We start from the raw sequence: 18644 nt of genomic DNA, 5'->3' as shown, positions 1-18644 counted from the left end.
GCATAGTAGCACTATTCCGTTCGAGTCCCCTTCAGATTGCCATTTGAGTCATAGTTATAGTAAGTAATCTTATTGTTGGGTTGTTTGATCTGCATCAGCCTTCCATTATCATCGTATAGATAAGTTGTCGCTTGCTTAATAATAATGTCATCTATGGAGAGAGCGCCTCCACCATAAATTCCCCAGAACAAATAGTAGTTTTCTTGATTCCCGGTAGTAAAGCTGACTGTTTCTACTCCTTTTGTTCCCGAGGCACTATTCCATGTAGTCCAGCCTTTGGTTTCAATATCATCTAGACCACGTGCTGAGAAGTAAAAATAGCGGTTAGCATTGGTTGAATCCATATCAATAGATTTATAAGAAAAGGTCACTGAATAAGTCGTATTGCTCTGAAACTTCACTTGATCCAAATCTGTACTTGCGAAATTCGCCCACTGCTGGGAAGCTGTGGAGCTTAAATAGGCAGAATATGAACCGCTGACGGTTTTTGAGGATTCATTGGTAATCATTCCGGATACGGGTGAAAAGCCAGTCCCGCTATATGAGCCACCTTCAAAAGATTCGCTTACTTTAGAGATTTCTATATCATCCAGCGAAAGAGCGCCACCTTGACGGATGCCCCAAACCAGATAGTAATTATCCTTGCTCCCTGTCGTGAATGTAACGGTTTTGCTGCCCTTACTGCCACTAGGGTTCTGCCAGGTAGTCATTCCTTTCTCTTCTAGCTTGTCTGAACTTCGGGCCAGGAAATAGAAATACCGGTTGGCGTTCGAAGAATCCATGTCAGCTGATTTATAGGAGAAAGTTACTGAATAAGTCGTATTAGGTTCGAATTTATACTTATTAAGATCTGTATTTACAAATTCCTTTGTTGGTTCGGTCGCCAGTGATTTAAGGTAAGCTGAATATTGTCCAGTAACCACTTTGGACGATTCATTAGTAATGACTCCAGAGCCTGCATTGAAATTAGTATTGGTAAACGAACCACTCTCGAAGGATTCATTCACTTTTGTGATTTCTATATCGTCAATGGACAGGGCGCCGCCTTTAAATATTCCCCAGATCAAATAGTAATTCTCTTTGTTTCCCGTTGTGAATGTTATCGACTTTCTTCCCCTGTTCCCACTAGCGTCACTCCAGGCCGTCCAGCCTTTATCATCTGTATTATCCGTACTTCTGGCTAAAAAATAAAAACGGCGATCACTTCCGGTTGGCACCATATCGATAGTTTTATAGGAAAATGTAACTTTGTAGGTCGTATTTTTTTCAAACTTCACTTTGTTCGTATCCGTATAGGAAAATGCTTTCCAATCCTCTGTGTTTAATGAAGAGAGATAAGCTGAATATTGACCGTTAACTATTTTTGCAGGGTCACTCGTAATAACACCGGATCCGGCAAGGAAATTAGTCTGATCAAATGAACCCTTTTCAAAAGATTCGCTCTGTGCGGAAATTTTCTTCACGATTGTTATATCATCAATAGAAAGGGCACCCCCTGCGTGGATTCCCCAAATTAAGTAATAGTTTGCTTTATTTCCGGTTGTGAACGTCATCGTTCTTATGCCGTTTCCCCCACTTGCATCATTCCAGGTTGTAAACTGCTTGTCTTCCAGGTTGTCAGTACTGCGAGCAAGGAAATAAAAAAAACGGTTCGCATCCAGCGGCTGCATATCCAATGATTTGTAGGAAAAAGTCACCGAGTAGGTTGTGTTTTTTTCGAATTTAATTTTGCTTTGATCTGTATAGGAAAATTCCTTCCACTCCTCTGATGCTTGAGAACTCAAATAGGCGGAATACTTTCCACTAACTATCTTTTGTGCATCACTGGTAATTGTCCCATTCACAGGGAGATAGCTGGTTCCGTTAAAAGTACCACTTTCAAATGATTCTTTAGGAGCCACTACATTCTCTGCAGCAAAAGCCTTGTTCTGAAGAAGGCTGAATACAACAATAATCATTAAAAATGGCAGTGCATAGCTAGTAATTTTATTGGTTTTCATTCTGACTCCAATCATCCTCTCCACTTTTCCAACTTCATTCTTTTTACTGCTTGGCATTCGTTATCTCTGCTATTTGTACCTCAGCTACCGGTTAACATTACAAACTAAAGCCCCAACATATTTATTATCAGCATAGATATGCGTGATATAGCTTCCCACCTCAGAGTTATGTCTTTGAAAGAATACTGTGGCTTTCCAGACTCCAGGGGCAACCTTCACACCTTCAATCCACTCAAGATCATCCTGCTCTTTATTAGAAGTCCATGTAGGGAACTGAACACGTTTTATATTAGGGTCTAGTCCGTATATCAAAACATCGTATGAACCGGCCGAGATATTGGCTGTTTTCGGTCCTGATACACCTACACCTCCCTTAACAGCAACTGACGTTCCTCCGATATAGTTTGAATTGCCATACTTGTCATGGGCATAGATATGTGTGAAATAGTTACCTGCTTCATAATTGTGCTTACTGAAGGGTATCCGTATCTTCCACGTTGTATTGCCTATCCGCTCACCGATCACATAGGGCCGCTCAATATCATCCTGGTCATTCTTTTCTGTCCATGTAGGGAATTTCACTTCTTGTATAGTTCTGGACACGCCTTCTATAACTACCTCATAGTATTCAGCATCTAATCCGACCGTTTGAGGAGCTCTGACTGTTTGAGTATTCTTAATTTGAGTCGTTACACCCGCTACAGCTTTGTTATCCGCATAAACATGAGTTACATATGCGCCAGTTTCCATCCCATGTTTGGACAGAACGACCGTACCTCTCCAGAGATTTGGAGCAACCTTTACACCATCAATCCATTCGAGATCATCTTGCTGATTGTAATCCGTCCATGTCGGAAAACGTACGGTTTTAACACTGTCAGGAACTCCTTTCAGGTAAATATCATAGGAGACTACTGAAGTGCTGAAGATATACGGTTCTGCGGGTGTGGCCTTACTTCGCTTAAGAAGGTTGCCATTCGCATCATAGGTATACTGAATCATTGAATTATCCGGAAGAATCTCCATCTCAAGCCGACTCTGATTGTAAATATTGATCTTCTGCCGCTGTGACGTGCCGTTCATATCTTTGATTATATAATTGGAATCAACACCTTCTAATACCGCAGCCGCTGAAGTCTGAGAATTAAAGATAAAAAAAGTTAAAAAGACACTGGCTAGCAGGGTCACTATCATTGATTTCTTCAAGAACGTCCCTCCAAATTTCTGTTATTTATTGATAAAAATATTAGATTGCAATTCCTAGAATCGATTTATTATAGCAAATCATTTATACGGAAATTGTCGAACCTTGCTATAAATTCTGAGTATATTTATTGACTCCTAAAGTGATTAAATCTGGGCTATAATAATAGGTAAATAAGCTTATGAGGTGTATTAGTGAAAGAAGACAGGTATGAACATGTGGATGAATTATTGGGGGCTTTTCAGCAGTTCTCCAAGATGAATTGGCAGAAGCTAACGATGTTTGGGCTAAAGCCCAGTGAAATACGGGTGCTGATCACGATCAGGCTCCGCAATACAAAAGCGGACAAGCAGGTACTGACTGTCTCCGAGATCAGCAAGCTGCTTAAGGTAACTTCCCCTACGATTACACAGATGGTGAACAGCCTGCTGTCACAAGGTTTTGTTGTGCGCACCAGCGACTCACAGGACCGGAGAATCAGCAGCATTGTATTGACGGAAAAAGGCGAGCTGCTTGCAGATAAAGCCGTCGCCAAGATCCGGGAGATGTTTAAAGGCATGGTCGATTATTTGGGCCAGGAGCAAAGTGAAACTTTAATTGAACTCCTGAACAGGGTACATGCCTATTTTGAACAAATACAGAATCAGCCGGATGGCTACTAGAGTGTACAAAAAAAGCACAAAGCGTAGGTTGACAACCTATACTTTGTGCTTTTGATTATTGTTCCAGGTCCGGCAGCTGTAAAATATAGCTGTTGGACAGATGCAACAGACGCTGTACAGCATCAAATTGCGCTTCTGTAGATCCGCCCTCAAGACTGGAGTTATCCAGCTGACTGTAGTTGGTACCGTCCGCGTAGGCATCTCCTGTTACATAAATGCTCTTGTCGTTAATGAAGGAGCCTGTCGGCAGGAAATGTCTGACCGGCAGCAGGTTGGTCTGCTGATTAAACAGATCTTCACCAAAATGCAGCTGATTCTGAACCGACACTCCCAGCAGATTGGCCACCGTCGGCAAGATGTCGACTTGGCCGCCCGTGTGATCCATTACCGCAGGCAGTTTAGCACTCGGCGAATGGACGATGAACGGAATGTTGAACATATCGGTGTAGCCATATTCATGGCCGACCAGTCCATTGATCAGTTCCTTCTCATCGCTGCCAAGCGTGTACATCGGCAGTCCCTGGTGGTCGCCATAGAAGACGACAAGGCTGTCATCCCACAGGCCGCTTGTCTTCAGTTCCTCAAGGAATTGCCCCATCGCATAATCCGCGTAATTCTGGGCGCGAATATAATTGCCCAGCAGCGTTCCCTCGAAGCGCTCCGGCAACTCCATCTTATATTTATCTTCCGGCATATGGTAGGGATGATGGGCAGTCATCGAAATCACCATCGCATAAAACGGCTTATCCCCGGCATCCATCTGGGAGAGCTGCGGCACTGTTTTGGCAAACAGCACTTCATCCGATGCGCCAAAGGCAATATGGTCATCGTCGCCAAAAAAGGCCTGGTCATAATAGGTGTCAAAGCCTACCGCTTTGTATAACTCCTTGCGGTTCCAGAAATCCACACTATTGGTGTGGAAGGTTGCCGTGTCATAGCCATTCGAGGCTAGCAGCTTCGGCAAACTCGGTACAGATTTCTCCATATACGCCGAAGAGGTAGCCGGCTCATTCTTGGGAACGTAGAAAGAGGTGTTCACCACAAACTCCGCATCCGAAGTTGTCCCTTGGCCCGCATTCGTATAAAAATTATTGAAATACGTGTTTTCTTGTACCAGCTTATTAAGATTGGGAGTGATCTCCTGGCCGTCAATGGTCAGTCCGAGCAGGAAGCTCTGGAACGACTCCATTTGCACCACAATGAGGTTTTTGCCTTTATCAGCCCCATAAAATTGCGCTGTTGCCGGCTCCTGGATTCCTTTCACCTCATTGACCGCCTGCTGGGTAATCTCCTTGCTGTCAATAAGCTCCTCGTCCTCGGTGGTATCCGCAAACAGGGTATACAGCTCGTAATTAAGAATCCCCATACTCTCCGCTTTTTTAATCTCATTCATGCTCGCATGATTAGGCCAGATGCTAAAGAAGCAGAGTCCGATGGAAACGGCCGTGATGACCAGCAGAACTGCCCGGTTCATGCGCTTCAAACCTCGTTCCTTCCATTTGGCAATATATTTGGGACGGAACATAAAGAAGAGGAAGAAAATAATATCCACAAAGATAAACAGGTAATAGGGGGCGATCAGAGAATACGTGCTCTCTCCTACCTTAGTGACTTTATCCGCTTGCTGCAAAGCATGATATGTAGCGATCACACCGTAATACTTGTAATACATCAGAACGGAAAAATAAATAACCGTAATCAGCAGATTGGCGATCATGTAGTACAATATCTTCCGCTTCGAGGCCAGCCATTCAATCAGACTGAACACAATAATGAAAAAGGGGATTTCCGTTAACACCATACTCCAGTTGGGACCGTCGTTAAAGACGACAAACCAGGCAACTGCACTCTTTATAAGCAAAACTAAGCTGAATAATACTATAGGCTTGTATAATTTATTTTTAATATTGAATTTGTTCATAATGACTCTATCCCTTTCTTTAAAAACTTGGCCAGCCGCCGCACCTCCTCCCGATTTCAGAAAGCTTCTCGTTAATCCGGATTAGGGATAGATCTGATGCGGTACCGGATGACCCTTTTTTTCAGCCAACCGATAACAACAGCGTCTACGAACCCTGTAATCGCCGGACTGAGCACACCATATTTGGAATGTCCGTGTTTTCGCTCCTGATGCGTTACTGTAACCTCGATGACTGTAAATCCGTTCATTTTAGCCAGTGTAGGCAAAAAACGGTGCATGCCATTGTATAAAAAGAAGCTGTCCGCCACTTCCCGCCTCATAAGTTTTAAGGGAGATACAGAATCCTGGATCCTTTCGCCCGTAAGCCAATTTCTTACTCCGTTGCCGATCCATGAGGATATCCTTTTCAAAAAAGTATCCTTCCGGTTCTCCCGTTTGCCGTTCACAAAATCCACTCTGCCGATAAAGGGCATCAGCCTGAATATATCGCGCGGGTCGCTTTGCAGATCGGCATCCATGAGCGCGACCAGTTCTCCCCTGGACTGCCTTATGCCCGCCCAGACAGCAGCCGTCTGCCCGCAATGTTTCTCGAAATGAATGACCTTCACCGACTTGTCAGACCGTGCAATCTCATCCAGAATCAAGGCGGTCCGATCCTTGCTGCCATCGTCGACTAGCACAATTTCATAGCTGTCCACCTTTTCTTGCACCGCATCCGTTATGCTCTGGTGAAGCTCCCGGATATTGCCTTCTTCATTATAAATCGGTACGACCACAGACAATCTAACCAAACAGATTCACCTCAGTACCAATTAATATATTCACGCCGCACCCGAAGGGTTACAGGACAGTAAAAAAACGCAGGTTAGTGCGTTCCGGTCCGATCCAAAAGATTTAACAGTACTACTGCATTAAATCACAAAATAGATAGGTTATCAACCTATTTTTCCAGACATTTTGTCCGGCAAACCGCCGAAGAACTTAATCTTTTCCAGAGTAAAAAAATAACGCCCCTTGTCCGCAGCACCGCGGAGCAAGGGGTGTTTGTAGGCAGGCTTGAATTGCAGATGTACCAGGAATGGCGCATCCTGCTTCTAACCGTTACTCGGCCCGGTCGTACAATCCGATTAATTCATCGAAAGAAGTAATAATAACGTCTGAGCCCTTCAGCTCATCCTGACGTCCGAAGCCTGCATAGGCACAGCCGATTACGGTCTGTCCGTTTCCTTTGCCGGCCTCCACATCGGAGGAACGGTCCCCAACCATCCACGCACTGCTGATTCCGTGATTGTCCAGAAGAATGCGCAGCAGCTCGGTTTTGGTCGCAGTGCCTTGTCCACCAGCACTGTACAAGCCCTCGAACAAATCCTTCAGCTCATGCACAACAACGATGCTGTGGATGTAATCCTCCAACCCGTTGCTGGCCACAAACAGCTTGACTCCACGTTCATGAAGTGCGGCAAGGGTCTCCTTAACCATTGGATAGAGTAGAGTGCCGCCTGCTTCCAATCCCTCAACCTCCATCTGCAGCAGCAGCTCATCCGCCCGGCGGTGTACAGCTTCATCGGCATCCGGCATTACATTCTTCCAAATTTGCTCCAGCAGCATGCCAAGACTGCCAAGAATAAGTTCCTCCGGCGGAGTCGGCCCGGTATGCAGCCCTTCTTCCCGCAGGATATCGAACATTTTATGGTAAGCAGGCAATAACAGGGTTTCCGTCTGGAACAACGTTCCATCCATATCAAATACAATTGCTTCCGGTTTCTTTAGCATCAGGTGACTCATCCCTTCCAAATTGTTTTGCGAGTGATCTCTGCTCTGCGCATGCAGCTCTAAGTTACATTCCTTTATGATATAGGAAAGCAGCGTGTATTGTCTATGGAGTCGAGATTAACAAAAGGGGACCGGTGGCGGACACTGCAACGTGTCTGCCACCGGTCCCCCGCTGTCATTGGAATCTGTAAGGTTAGGAAAAGAAATTAGATATGGTCAAAACTCGAAATCAATTCATCAAGAACATCTTTGCTTACCATTTTACCTTTGAAGTTAATCAGGTTTTCCGCACTTCCGGAGAAAATGCAGGTAGGCTCATATTTTCTGAGAATGATTTTTTCACCATCAACAAAGATCTCCAGTGGGTCTTTTATGTCAATTCCCATTGTTCTGCGAAGCTCAATCGGAATCACGATACGTCCCAGTTCATCTACTTTTCTTACAATACCTGTTGCTTTCATCATTATGCATCCTCCCTTGATATAAACACTTTATATAATCATTTTTGTGTTAAAAGCTATCATAGCTTCTAAAATAGTAGTAATGATTACGCTATATCTGCATTTTAAAGTGCTATTTCTTTCCTGTCAATTTTATTTCTACAACTTTTGATATTTATCGACAAATTATTCGTTATAAATTAGAGTTGATTCGACAAAATATTCGAAGTTTATACATTATAATAGCCGAAAACGGCTACCATTGATAGTTTTTTATGGAAAAATGTTAAATTAGGGGGACTGGCAGAATGAAGATTCAAATGGCATAGCAAAAAACCGCCTAAATGGTCATAAACGCGTTGACCTAGGCGGTAATCATGATCCAAGAAGGTATTAATCATTTAAATGAAACAGATCCTTTTTCCGCAGCATTGAATCCAGACTGGCTTGACGCACACTATTTATATACACGTTATTTGCTTCTTCACCACTACTGGAGGTCTCTGTAAATGACCCGAATTGTGAGAGGAGCGTGCTGCTGTTTAATTTACTCAACAAGTCCAACTGCTCGGCCTTCTTCTTTTGGTCTGCCTCTACTTCTTTCTGAATCTTTTCCCGCTCGGCAGGTGTCAAATAATCACCAATAACCCAAAACGTAGCTGTTCCATCCGGATGTATAATTACCCCGCTGGCATCACCCGGTTTATCATTAGCGCTGGACGCAAAATGGTCCTGTATGATATCTTTTACTTTTTTTTGCAATTGTGGATCTGTTGCCGACTGATTCAGTATATTGGGAGCGATCGTAACATTTCCTTTGCCAACACTATGGGAATACACACTCTTTACTGCTTCTTCGGTCTTGGGTATAGCTTGCACATTGATCTTAATGCCGAATTTATTTTCCAATTCCGTCAAAACTGCTTCCGAATTCGTTGTCGATAATGCATCTTGAAAAGAAATCCCTGAATTCTGACTTTTCTGGCTTGCTATTGTTGCCCCCGCACGATTAAGGCTGCTGAGTGGAGCTACATTCAACAAATTAAACCAACTCCTTTATTCTTTTTTCCGAAGCATCCATTTAGTATATCGGCTTCCGGAATTTGTATTTTAGACTTTCCTCAATATGTACAAAAAAAGAACCAGCACCCGCTCCCCAAGAATCAGGTTGAGGGGGAGCCGGCCCTGGCTGCAAGCTTTACGAACTTTACGAAGTAATCTCAAACAATCTCGCTGTTTTTCCCGGTGGGAGGGCCACCGTCAGTACTCCTGCTGATTTATCCCAATTCCAGGCCAAGTCATGCTGCTGCGGATAGGCACAGGCGATGGCTGGTTCAAGCCCCTTCAGCTCTTCTATCGGCAATTGGACATTCCCGGCTTCTCCGGCAATCCGCCATACCGCGACGTACCTGCGTTCCCCGCGCCGCAGCCCGAGGCTAACCCATTCGCCCCCGCTATCCGGCAAGCCGAGCGGCCAGAAAGGCGTGGCATGCGGGATATCACTGCGGATGGTTTTGTAATAATCCAAAGCTTCCTTCACCAGTTTTCTGCGGCGGGGCTCTAGCTCCGCCAAATGTCCGCTCTGGTGCACACGCAGCAGCAGCGCATTGACCATATTGAAGATGACTTCCTCATCATCGCCCTCACGCAGCGGATACGACCAGACCGCGGACTGCTCCGGTGTCAGTGCCGCCGGCGAGCCTGCGGCTATGGAAGCGTACTGTACATAATCCTCCTGGTCGCTGGTCGACTGGATACTGTGCCGGCTGAGCATCGCATAATCCATACGCATGCCGCCGCTGGAACAGTTCTCGATCACAAGATTTAGATAACGTACAAAGATGCTGTCCAGCCAGGCCAGATAGGCCCGGTTATGCTGCAGCAGCCCGTCGCCGAAGCTGTCCGCAGCCGTTTCTGTTCCGATGCCCGCATTGATGTTGTAATCCATCTTAATGTATCCTACGCCGTATTGCTCAACCAGACGGGCAATAACACCGTTTGCATGTTCAATCACTTTCGGGCTGCGGTAATCGAGCTGGTAGCGGCTGCGGTCCTTGACCCGTTTGCCATGCCGCATGAAAAACCAGCTGTCATCGGTCTCCACCAGCTTCGGACTGTTGATGCCCATAACCTCCAGCTCCAGCCATAGCCCGGGAATCATTCCTTTGCTGCGGATATAGTCCAGCACATATTTAATCCCTTCCGGGAACCGCTCATTGGAAGGCTCCCACTGTCCTACGCCATCCCACCACTCTCCAGGCGCATACCATCCGGCATCGATGCAGAAATATTCACAGCCGACATCGGCGGCGGCATCGATTAAGGGCAGCAGCTTCTCCGTCGTCGGGCTTCCCCACAGGCAGTTCATATAGTCGTTAAAAATAATCCGCAGCAGCTCATTATCCTCATTAGGTCTGCGGATAATCCGGCGGTACGCCGTAAGCTGTTCCGCTGCACCCTGGAATCCTCCCTGTACAGCACCCACAGCTACAGGCACCGAGGTGAACTCCTCACCCGGGGCCAGCTTCAACCACCAGTGATTGTCATGCTCTGTAGGCCCGCTGGCCAGCAGTGTAAGCTGATCATACTGATCCGTCAGCTCCCAATGCCAGGAGCCGTTATGCTCAATCTGCCAGAACAGGCTTGTCCCGCTCTCCTTGTTGTGCAGCACAGCCATGGGAAGCAATTCTGCCGCCGACCAGGAGCCAGTATTGCTTGCGGCAATCCGTTTCGAGCCGCGGTCGGCCAGATGGGACATCCCCAGCTCAGGCAGCCGATAGGTCCGCCACTGCAGCTCACTCTGCCACCCGCTATGCGCGAGGGTTACCTCGATCTTGTCGTTGCGGTCTCCGCTTCCCTCCTTGTCTACACCTGTAAGAGCAAATGAGGAGATGTATTCCACTGCCGCCTCGGCTTCCCCGGCATTCTTCAGCGCTGTCCAGCTGCGTACAATCTGCACGCCCTTATAGAACTGAAAATGCTGTACCGCCTGAATTCCCGTAATGTGATCGGCCAAGGTCAGCTCCAGCTTGCGTCCCAGCGCATTCACCGTATCGCTGTGCCCGGCATATACCATCCGGAGCCCCGGATAGGAGGCCCGGTGGGTGCGCCCGTGATATTCGGCGCGGTCTTCACCCGACAATTGCAGCTCCAGCAGCCGGAAGCCCGGTTTATTCTTGTCGGCGATAGCCCCGGCTTCCAAAGGTGACGCTCCGAAGTGCAGCAGCCGGACATCCTGCTCCGCTGTAATTTCAATCGTAAGATAAAGTCCATTTTCGGCGATTTCAATGATCTTGCTGTCCATATTTAATTTAGCCTCCTGCCATATGTTGGTGTCTCTCCTGATTATAAGGGCTGTTTTTGTATTCGTAACTATTCGCGCTCTACAACTACAAAATAAACTCCCAGCGGTGAAAGAGTAACGGAGGGGAATTTTGGAATTGGAGGAGCGGAAGCGTCCGCCTTTATGTTTGGATTTCTACTGCGACCAGCAGTTTAAATCAGGAAATCCAAACATAACAGCGGCCGGAAATCCAAACATTCACCGCAGTTACGGCATTCACCGCCTCCCGCCAACAATAAAGGGACGGCCCCCCGGTAAATGAATCTTACCTTCGAGACCGTCCCACATCGAAATGTTTTATTGAGCCGATCCGAATTGGATCCAGGCTTTCTGAATTTCGTTGATCGCTTGATCCTTAGTCTTGCTGCCGCCGATGTAAGCCTGCATCAGTTCACCGAATTTCTGGTGGAAGGTATCCAGAGAGTAGTTGACCGACAGGTCGCCGGATTTCTCCGTCTTCAGGATTTCTTCCATTTCCTTAGGCATTTGCAGGTCAGGCATTGGAGCATCCTTGATTGGCGGGATTACCTTAGCCACAGTGGAGAACCAGTTTTTGCCGTACTCAGAAGTATACAGCCAGTTGAAGAACTCAGTTGTTTCCTTAACTACAGCAGAATCCTTGTTGATGCGCAGCGCCTGGTCAGCACCGGTAATGATCTGGGACTGCTCAGCTTTGTCGCTGACAGGATAGCCGGCGATACCAAGGTCAAAGTCAGGTGTGATTTTCTTAATCGCTTCTTCATCCCATGCGCCTTTACCGGTCATGAATGCGGTTTTGCCAAGGGCGAAGTCGCTGACTTCAGCATTGCTGTCGCGTTCAAGCGGCTTGTCTGTACCGTGTTTAACTGTAGTGTCAATGAAATTGAAGAAGTTATTGTACAGCACCGGATGATCCTTGATGGTCGTCTTGCCGGCGATGAAATCCGCTACAAGCGTTTTAGCGTCCGTTCCAGCATCGATTGCAGCCGCATCCACAAAGTGTTGGAAGATATGCTTCCATACCCACCACTCTTTGTAGGCATTGGCGAACGGTGTAATGCCTTTTGCCTCCAGCTTGGTGATCGCATCATCCAGCTGGGCGGTTGTCTTTGGAATTTCTGTAATGCCGGCATCAGACAGCAGCTTTTTGTTGTACATCAGTACGAACAGGTTGCCTTTCACCGGAAGTCCCAGCACCTTGCCGTCGGTAGAGCTCATATTGGAGCGGACCGCATCGGTCATCGCTGCCGCAAGCGGCTCATTCGTAAGATCGGCACTGTATTCAGCAAAGGTATCAATATCTCCACCGGCTGTCGTCTGGAACACGTCAGGAGTGCTGCCGGCAGCAATTTTCGATTTAAGTACCGTATTGTAGTCAGCCTGCATAATTTCCAGGTTGATGGTAACGTTCGGTTTAACCTTTTTGTATTCTGCGATGTAGGCATTGAACGCATCGGTGTACTCTGGAGATGCGGTAAACATATTAATCGTTACGGGCTTGGAAGAATCAGTTGCGGCAGCATTATCCGTCCCGTTTGTACCAGCCGTATTATTAGTAGCGGCATTATTGTTGTTCCCGCCGCAACCGGCCAGCAGACCGCCGACGAGCAGCAGACTTGCAGATAGTCCCATAAATCGTTTTAACATGATGTTGCCCCCTTTTTCTTATGCATCTTGTGTGGTCTTGTTGCTATTCTAAATAAAAAGAAAAAGGATAAGAATGTACATAAGTGAACTTATGAGGGTAAAAAAGTGGGCTAATGTAACCGTTTCACTTTTCTACCCCGGGCAAAAGAAGCCTGAATTCAGAAGGTGAACAGTCGTAATAATTGCGGAACGCCTTGCTGAAATAGTTTTTGTCCTTATAGCCCAGCATCTCGGAGATATCCTGGATTTTGAGGGCAGGATCAGACAGCAGGTCCTTGGCCTTGTCCATTCTTACCTTTTGTACATACTCATGAATGCCGTAACTGTATTGGGCCTTGAACAGCTTCATCAAGTATTCTCTGCTCAGGAAATACTTATCCGTGAACATCGATATTTTAATATTCTCGAAATAATGGTTATCAATGTATGCTTTAATATTTTCCAGCACATTGCCGCGGTTACCGGCAAGAGATCTGCCGATTTCACCGGTATAGACATCCAGAATATGATTCAGCACATCTTCAAACTGCTCAAAGGAGGCAAAATCACCGGCGATCCCCAGCCCGCGCAATCCCTTGTCTTTGCCGCCGCGCAGCCGCTCAGGAACCGCATTCAGTTCCTTGGCGATATCGTTCAGCAGAATAATGAACTCCTGAATCGTCCGGTCAGCTGCACCGAGGCTGAAATGCCCGGAAGTCTGCCATTGTCCGGTGAATTCGCCGAGAATGCTTTTGGCATGATTCACATTACCGCTCTCCAGAATATTGCGGATAAGCGGCATCCGGGCAGTCAGCGAAGGGCTGTCCTTAACTGGAGGTTTGGTACCTGCACCGGCAGCAACAATGCCGCTCTTTAGATTCAGCAGATCAATGGCGTCCAGCGACGCTTTGGCGGTGTCATACGACTGTGCGATATCCATACAATCGCTATAAGGCTCTCCAATGCCTCCTGCACAGGCAATTCCGAACAGCTCCTTCAAAGTCGAAGCAGCCTTTTTCATATGATGCAGGGACAAAAAGGCCGCATCCTGCCCGTAACCGCCCTTCATGGTAAAGATAGCGATAAATTCACGCTCTGCCCGGGGGCTGACGAAGCTGAACGCTTCAAAATCCCCGCCGCTGTTCTCATTAATGACATTCGTTACGGCAAAATGCATCAGATCCCGGTCCTCATGAAATCTACCCTTGCGGACCTGCTCCAGATTAAGCAGCCGGACAATCCCGACAGCAAAAAAATTGCCGGGTGTATCTGCACCGATCAGCGGCAAAAAGGCTTCATTGGACTGGTTCTTGAAGCTGCGCTCGATAATCGAGAGATACATCTTCTCCTTCAGCTTCGGAATGGACATGTTCAGCGTGATGTTCCGGCTGATAAATTCGCTTTCTTTCTTGCGTTTCGCCTCCAGCAGATCGACGGCCTTGCGCAGCGCACTGTTCAGATCATTCCGGTTAACCGGCTTCAGCAAATAGTCGACAACCTTGGAACGGATAGCCTGCCGGGTATATTCGAAATCATTGTAGCCACTGATAACAATGAGCAGCAGATCCGGAAATTCATGTTCGGCGATTTGCAGCAGCTGGCTGCCGTTCAGCTCCGGCATCTTCATATCGACAAGCGCGATATCTATTTTGTGCTGCCGCAGCATGGCCAGTCCAACGTTGCCGTCCGTTGCCTCCAGCACCTGATCTACCCCTAGTCCCTTCCAGTCCCCCAGAATGTTGATGGCTTCGCGCAGCGGCTCTTCATCATCTATGATCAGTACTTTATACATGTTGTCCCAGACCTCCCCGCGGTAATTGCATTTCCATTGCCGTTCCGTGCTCATTACTGCTGATCGCCAGACCCGCTTCTTCTCCATATAAGAGCTTCAGCCGTGTATTCAAATTTTTCAGTCCGATGCTTTCATTCCCGTCATCGGACAGGTCTCCTCCAAATTCCTCCCACTGGATCTGCAGCGAGCTTAGCACTTCCGCAAGCCGTTCCCCGCTAATGCCAGGCCCGTCATCCAATACAGAAATCACATTATAGGTTGGAGTAATCCGCGCCTCAATCCTGATCGTGACTGTAGAGGATACCCTCTCCAGCGCATGCTTGATGCAGTTCTCCACCAGCGTCTGAATGGACAGCTTGGGAATACTCAGCTCCAGCAAGGTCTCGTCCCAATCGTAGACGATCTGCATCCGGCTCCCGAAACGGGCCTTCTGCAGCGCCAAATAGCGTTCAATATGCCTCAGCTCTTCCCTGGCCGCAACAACATCACGGCCGCTGATGCAGTAACGCAACGTCAAAGCCAGATTATCAACCATCTCGACGATATCGTCATTGTTGTTCTTCAATGCCTTCGTAGAAATCGCCTGCAGGGCATTATATAAGAAATGCGGGTTAATCTCCGCCTCCAGCGCTTTGAGCACCGCATTTTTCTCGACGATTTTCATTTTATAGCGTTCATTGATCAGTTCATTGGTTTTCTCCACCATCTTATTGAAATGGCGCGACAGATACGCGATCTCATCGTTGCCCTCCACCTGTGCCTCTGCATCAAAGCTGCCGGTGCTGAACCGCTTCATTTGCAGCGACAGATTTTTCAGCGGATTTGTGATCCTGTTGGAGATGAAGCTGACAAGGATCACCGAGACGATCAGAAACAGCAGGCCAATGAAGTAGTTTAATTTACGTGTCGTTGTCGCCGCTTCGTAAATTTCTTTGTAGGGAATCGGCTTAATCAGCTTCCAGCCCTCTTTTTTATTAATGTCATAGATCACCAGATATTTTTGTTCATCAGCCGACCACGTAAGTCTTCCGCCTTGGGCTGGTGTCAGCTGGTCCAGCAGGCCTGCCGCTTCACTTTTGGCATAAAATTCACGGTCATCCACCACAAACGCCTCATTATCCGGGCTGACATACATCAAATGCTCTCCGCTGCTGAACGGAATATCCTTCATGATCTCAGCGGTGACGCTGGAGTTGAAGTACAAGGACAATACCGCCTGCGGTTCTCTGGACACGATCGAACGGAGCAGCCTGTGGTAGCCCATGAAGCTTTTGTCGGTATTGATAGGATAGTCATCCTGTTCCAAAGTGTCCTGCACAAAGGATTGATAAGAACGGTTAAACGGGCTTGCCAGCGCACGCTTATACCAGGTGAGATTCTCAATCGGGGGGTGCTGGGCGACCCGGATTGTAATATTATAGTTCTCTTTGGTGACATAATAATACTTCTGCTCTTTGATCACATAGAGGGTTATGGCCTCCAGGTCATTGCGTGAAAAATAGAGGTTCTTCAGGTAATCCTCCACATACATCTTGGAAGCATAATCCTCCGATTCATGCATGATGGCGTAAGTAATCTCATCATAGGAGATTTGCGGCAGGGACAGCTGCTCGATCCCGTCAAGGTAACTCTCCAGATTACGGCCGACCAGCAGCAGGTTGTTGCTTGTGCTCGTTATTCTGCTGTTCACTGATTCCTTGCGCAGCATTCCATAGGAAATGAACGTCAGCAAAGTAACCACCAGGATAATAATGGTCGTGAACAGCAGAATCAGCTTATTCGCCAGACGGCGTGAAATCCGCTCCAGTAAAGGCTCAAACAGCTTATGCAGAATTGATCTAATGATGTGCGGCGGCCTCCTTTGCTTGCAGGGTTCAATACCGGAAATGGTTGCCTCTGCAAAATGCCAGGACCCTTTTCTCCAGCTTCAGCATCTTTTTGGTGTTCTTTTCAGTTCACCTTTTTACCCCTAACTGTACTCTTAAATCCATTTTTGAGTATAGGGGTCTGCTCTATAATACACAATATAGACTAACCGGAATGGTTATGTGTGGCAAGCCAGGCACATTACTCCCACCCTATAAATACAAGAAGAGGTGCTTCCATGTTAAAAACACTCGGCAGAAAATGGCGTGAGAAAATAGAATTCGGAATTTTCACGCTTCCTGTTCTGATCTGTATCGCTGTAGCATTCTACATTCCTTTTGCCATGACCATCCGTTATTCGATGACCAAATGGAACGGGATTTCCAAACATCCCAAATTTGTCGGACTGGATAACTTCAAGCAGATCTTCACGGGAGATACCAACTTCTCCGATTCGGCGTGGTTCACCATCAAATATGCGGTGCTCTACATCATACTTGTTAACGTGCTGGCCATCCTGCTGGCCGTGCTTCTGGACATGAAGCTGAAGACGACTTCCTGGCTGAGAGCGGCTTTCTTTATCCCTTATATCCTCAGTCTTGTTATCGTCGGCTTCATCTGGAAATTCATCTTCATGCAAGGCTTCAACTCCCTCGGAGAAAGTACAGGCTGGGGCATATTCGGCCTAAGCTGGCTAGGGACGCCGGGACTGGCCTTCATCTCGATCTTAGGAGTCTCCATATGGCAATCAGTCGGCTTCTATCTCGTCATCTATATTGCCGGTCTGCAATCTGTACCTGAAGACCTGAAGGAAGCAGCCACCGTGGACGGTGCCGGACCGCTGAGAAGATTCTTCAGCATCACCCTGCCGCTGCTCGCTCCATCTATCACCATTTCGGTATTCATGGCCCTGACCAACTCGATCAAGGTGTTCGACGTTATCCTGTCACTGACCGGCGGCGGCCCTGGCGGAACTACCTACAGTATCGCTTATGATATTTACCGGGATACCTTCCAGAACAATCTGTACGGATATGGTACGGCAAAAGCGCTCATCCTCTTCCTGGCTGTGCTTGTCGTGACGATCATCCAGCTTACGTTCTTCAAGAGAAGAGAGGTTGAGGCATAATGAAAACAAACAACAGCAAAGCGGGCAAGATCATTCTGGAAGTTGTTCTGGTCCTCCTATCTCTTTTGTTCTTGTATCCGCTGTTCCTGACCGTAATCAACTCTCTAAAAAGCTTCAGTGAGGTCATGACTGACGTTATCGCCCTGCCGAAGAAGTTGACCTTCAGCAACTACTCCTATGTATGGGAGTTCATCAATTATCCAAGATTGTTCCTGAACAATTTCATTATTACCGGCGTCGGCCTGCTGGGAATCGTGTTCATTTCGTCGATTGCGGCTTATAAGCTTGCACGGACGAAATCCAGATGGAGCGGAGTGATCTACTTCCTCTGCATCATGCCGATGCTCATTCCGTTCCAGTCGATCATGCTGACCGTACTGCAGACTGCCAAGAACCTGAACCTGTCCGAAAGCACTTGGGGACTGGGTCTGCTGTATTGGGGCTTCGGAGCTCCGCTGGCCGTATTCATCTATCACGGCTTCGTCAAAGGCATTCCGCTGGAAATCGATGAAAGCGCCACGATCGACGGGGCTTCCGGCTTCCGCCTGTTCTTCAGTGTAATCTTCCCGCTGCTGAAATCGGTAACGACAACCATCGTCATCATCGACGTCATGTGGATCTGGAATGACTTCCTGCTTCCGCTGCTTATGGTCAACGGCTCGCCGGATACGAAGACACTTACACTGGCGGCTTATACATTCGTGGGCCAATACACTTCGGACTGGCAATATGCGATGACGGCCATGGTAATGGCTGTACTGCCGTCCATCGTCGTATTCATCTTCCTGCAGAAGTATATTGTTAAAGGCGTTGTCGCCGGGGCAGTGAAGGGCTGATTTCAATACAGTGTTAAACCTCATATGACAAAAAAAGAGCATGTGATTAGCCATTTGGCTCGATCACATGCTC

General features: G+C 47.2%; 14 protein-coding genes. 3 read left to right on the top strand and 11 right to left on the bottom strand.

Annotated elements, in window-relative coordinates:
* Window positions 1-11 precede the first annotated feature (11 nt).
* Together H70357_RS10460 and H70357_RS10455 are read right to left on the bottom strand one after the other, a co-directional pair.
* Entirely contained in the window at window positions 12-2057 is a 2046-nt protein-coding gene (locus H70357_RS10460) for an RHS repeat domain-containing protein (RefSeq protein ID WP_038588795.1), read from the bottom strand.
* A gap of 27 nt (window positions 2058-2084) precedes the next feature.
* On the bottom strand, window positions 2085-3206 hold the full coding sequence (locus H70357_RS10455) for a GBS Bsp-like repeat-containing protein (RefSeq protein ID WP_052091961.1): 1122 nt from the start codon (window positions 3204-3206) through the stop codon (window positions 2085-2087).
* A 192-nt stretch (window positions 3207-3398) separates the two neighbouring features.
* Here H70357_RS10455 and H70357_RS10450 point away from each other — a divergent pair, with 192 nt between their 5' ends.
* Window positions 3399-3866: a MarR family winged helix-turn-helix transcriptional regulator gene (locus H70357_RS10450; protein ID WP_063848035.1), complete on the top strand. Its 468-nt coding sequence runs from the start codon at window positions 3399-3401 to the stop codon at window positions 3864-3866.
* 55 nt (window positions 3867-3921) lie between these two features.
* Here H70357_RS10450 and H70357_RS10445 read toward each other — a convergent pair whose 3' ends face one another.
* The 9 genes from H70357_RS10445 to H70357_RS10405 form a co-directional block, all read right to left on the bottom strand.
* Window positions 3922-5787 (bottom strand): LTA synthase family protein, encoded by a 1866-nt coding sequence (locus H70357_RS10445; RefSeq protein ID WP_038588793.1) that lies wholly within the window; start codon window positions 5785-5787, stop codon window positions 3922-3924.
* A gap of 71 nt (window positions 5788-5858) precedes the next feature.
* Window positions 5859-6578, bottom strand: coding sequence for a glycosyltransferase family 2 protein (locus tag H70357_RS10440; protein WP_038588790.1), 720 nt, complete (start codon window positions 6576-6578; stop codon window positions 5859-5861).
* A gap of 310 nt (window positions 6579-6888) precedes the next feature.
* The gene (locus H70357_RS10435; RefSeq protein WP_379147431.1) at window positions 6889-7560 is read right to left on the bottom strand and encodes an HAD family hydrolase; all 672 of its coding nucleotides are present in this window, start codon (window positions 7558-7560) and stop codon (window positions 6889-6891) included.
* Window positions 7561-7766: 206 nt separating this feature from the next.
* The gene (locus H70357_RS10430; RefSeq protein WP_038588784.1) at window positions 7767-8024 is read right to left on the bottom strand and encodes an AbrB/MazE/SpoVT family DNA-binding domain-containing protein; all 258 of its coding nucleotides are present in this window, start codon (window positions 8022-8024) and stop codon (window positions 7767-7769) included.
* A 369-nt stretch (window positions 8025-8393) separates the two neighbouring features.
* Entirely contained in the window at window positions 8394-9041 is a 648-nt protein-coding gene (locus H70357_RS10425; RefSeq protein WP_038588781.1) for a DUF6033 family protein, read from the bottom strand.
* A gap of 166 nt (window positions 9042-9207) precedes the next feature.
* Window positions 9208-11304, bottom strand: coding sequence for a glycoside hydrolase family 36 protein (locus tag H70357_RS10420; protein ID WP_038588778.1), 2097 nt, complete (start codon window positions 11302-11304; stop codon window positions 9208-9210).
* Window positions 11305-11640: 336 nt separating this feature from the next.
* Window positions 11641-12969 (bottom strand): ABC transporter substrate-binding protein, encoded by a 1329-nt coding sequence (locus H70357_RS10415; RefSeq protein WP_038588775.1) that lies wholly within the window; start codon window positions 12967-12969, stop codon window positions 11641-11643.
* Window positions 12970-13093: 124 nt separating this feature from the next.
* On the bottom strand, window positions 13094-14740 hold the full coding sequence (locus tag H70357_RS10410) for a response regulator transcription factor (RefSeq protein WP_038588772.1): 1647 nt from the start codon (window positions 14738-14740) through the stop codon (window positions 13094-13096).
* Window positions 14733-16481: a sensor histidine kinase gene (locus tag H70357_RS10405; RefSeq protein WP_231578403.1), complete on the bottom strand. Its 1749-nt coding sequence runs from the start codon at window positions 16479-16481 to the stop codon at window positions 14733-14735. The genes H70357_RS10410 and H70357_RS10405 overlap by 8 nt, the downstream gene beginning before the upstream one ends.
* A gap of 363 nt (window positions 16482-16844) precedes the next feature.
* Between H70357_RS10405 and H70357_RS10400 the strand changes: the two genes are divergently transcribed.
* The gene (locus H70357_RS10400) at window positions 16845-17735 is read left to right on the top strand and encodes a carbohydrate ABC transporter permease (RefSeq protein ID WP_038588766.1); all 891 of its coding nucleotides are present in this window, start codon (window positions 16845-16847) and stop codon (window positions 17733-17735) included.
* Window positions 17735-18571 carry a carbohydrate ABC transporter permease gene (locus H70357_RS10395; protein WP_038588763.1) on the top strand — a complete coding sequence of 279 codons (837 nt, stop codon included), beginning with the start codon at window positions 17735-17737 and terminating at the stop codon, window positions 18569-18571. Before H70357_RS10400 ends, H70357_RS10395 begins: the two co-directional genes overlap by 1 nt.
* Window positions 18572-18644 lie beyond the last annotated feature (73 nt).

Source organism: Paenibacillus sp. FSL H7-0357, assembly GCF_000758525.1.
GTDB lineage: Bacteria > Bacillota > Bacilli > Paenibacillales > Paenibacillaceae > Paenibacillus_AQ.
The sequence above is the reverse complement of the archived record's forward strand: the minus strand, read 5'-3'. Positions and strand labels throughout refer to the sequence as shown.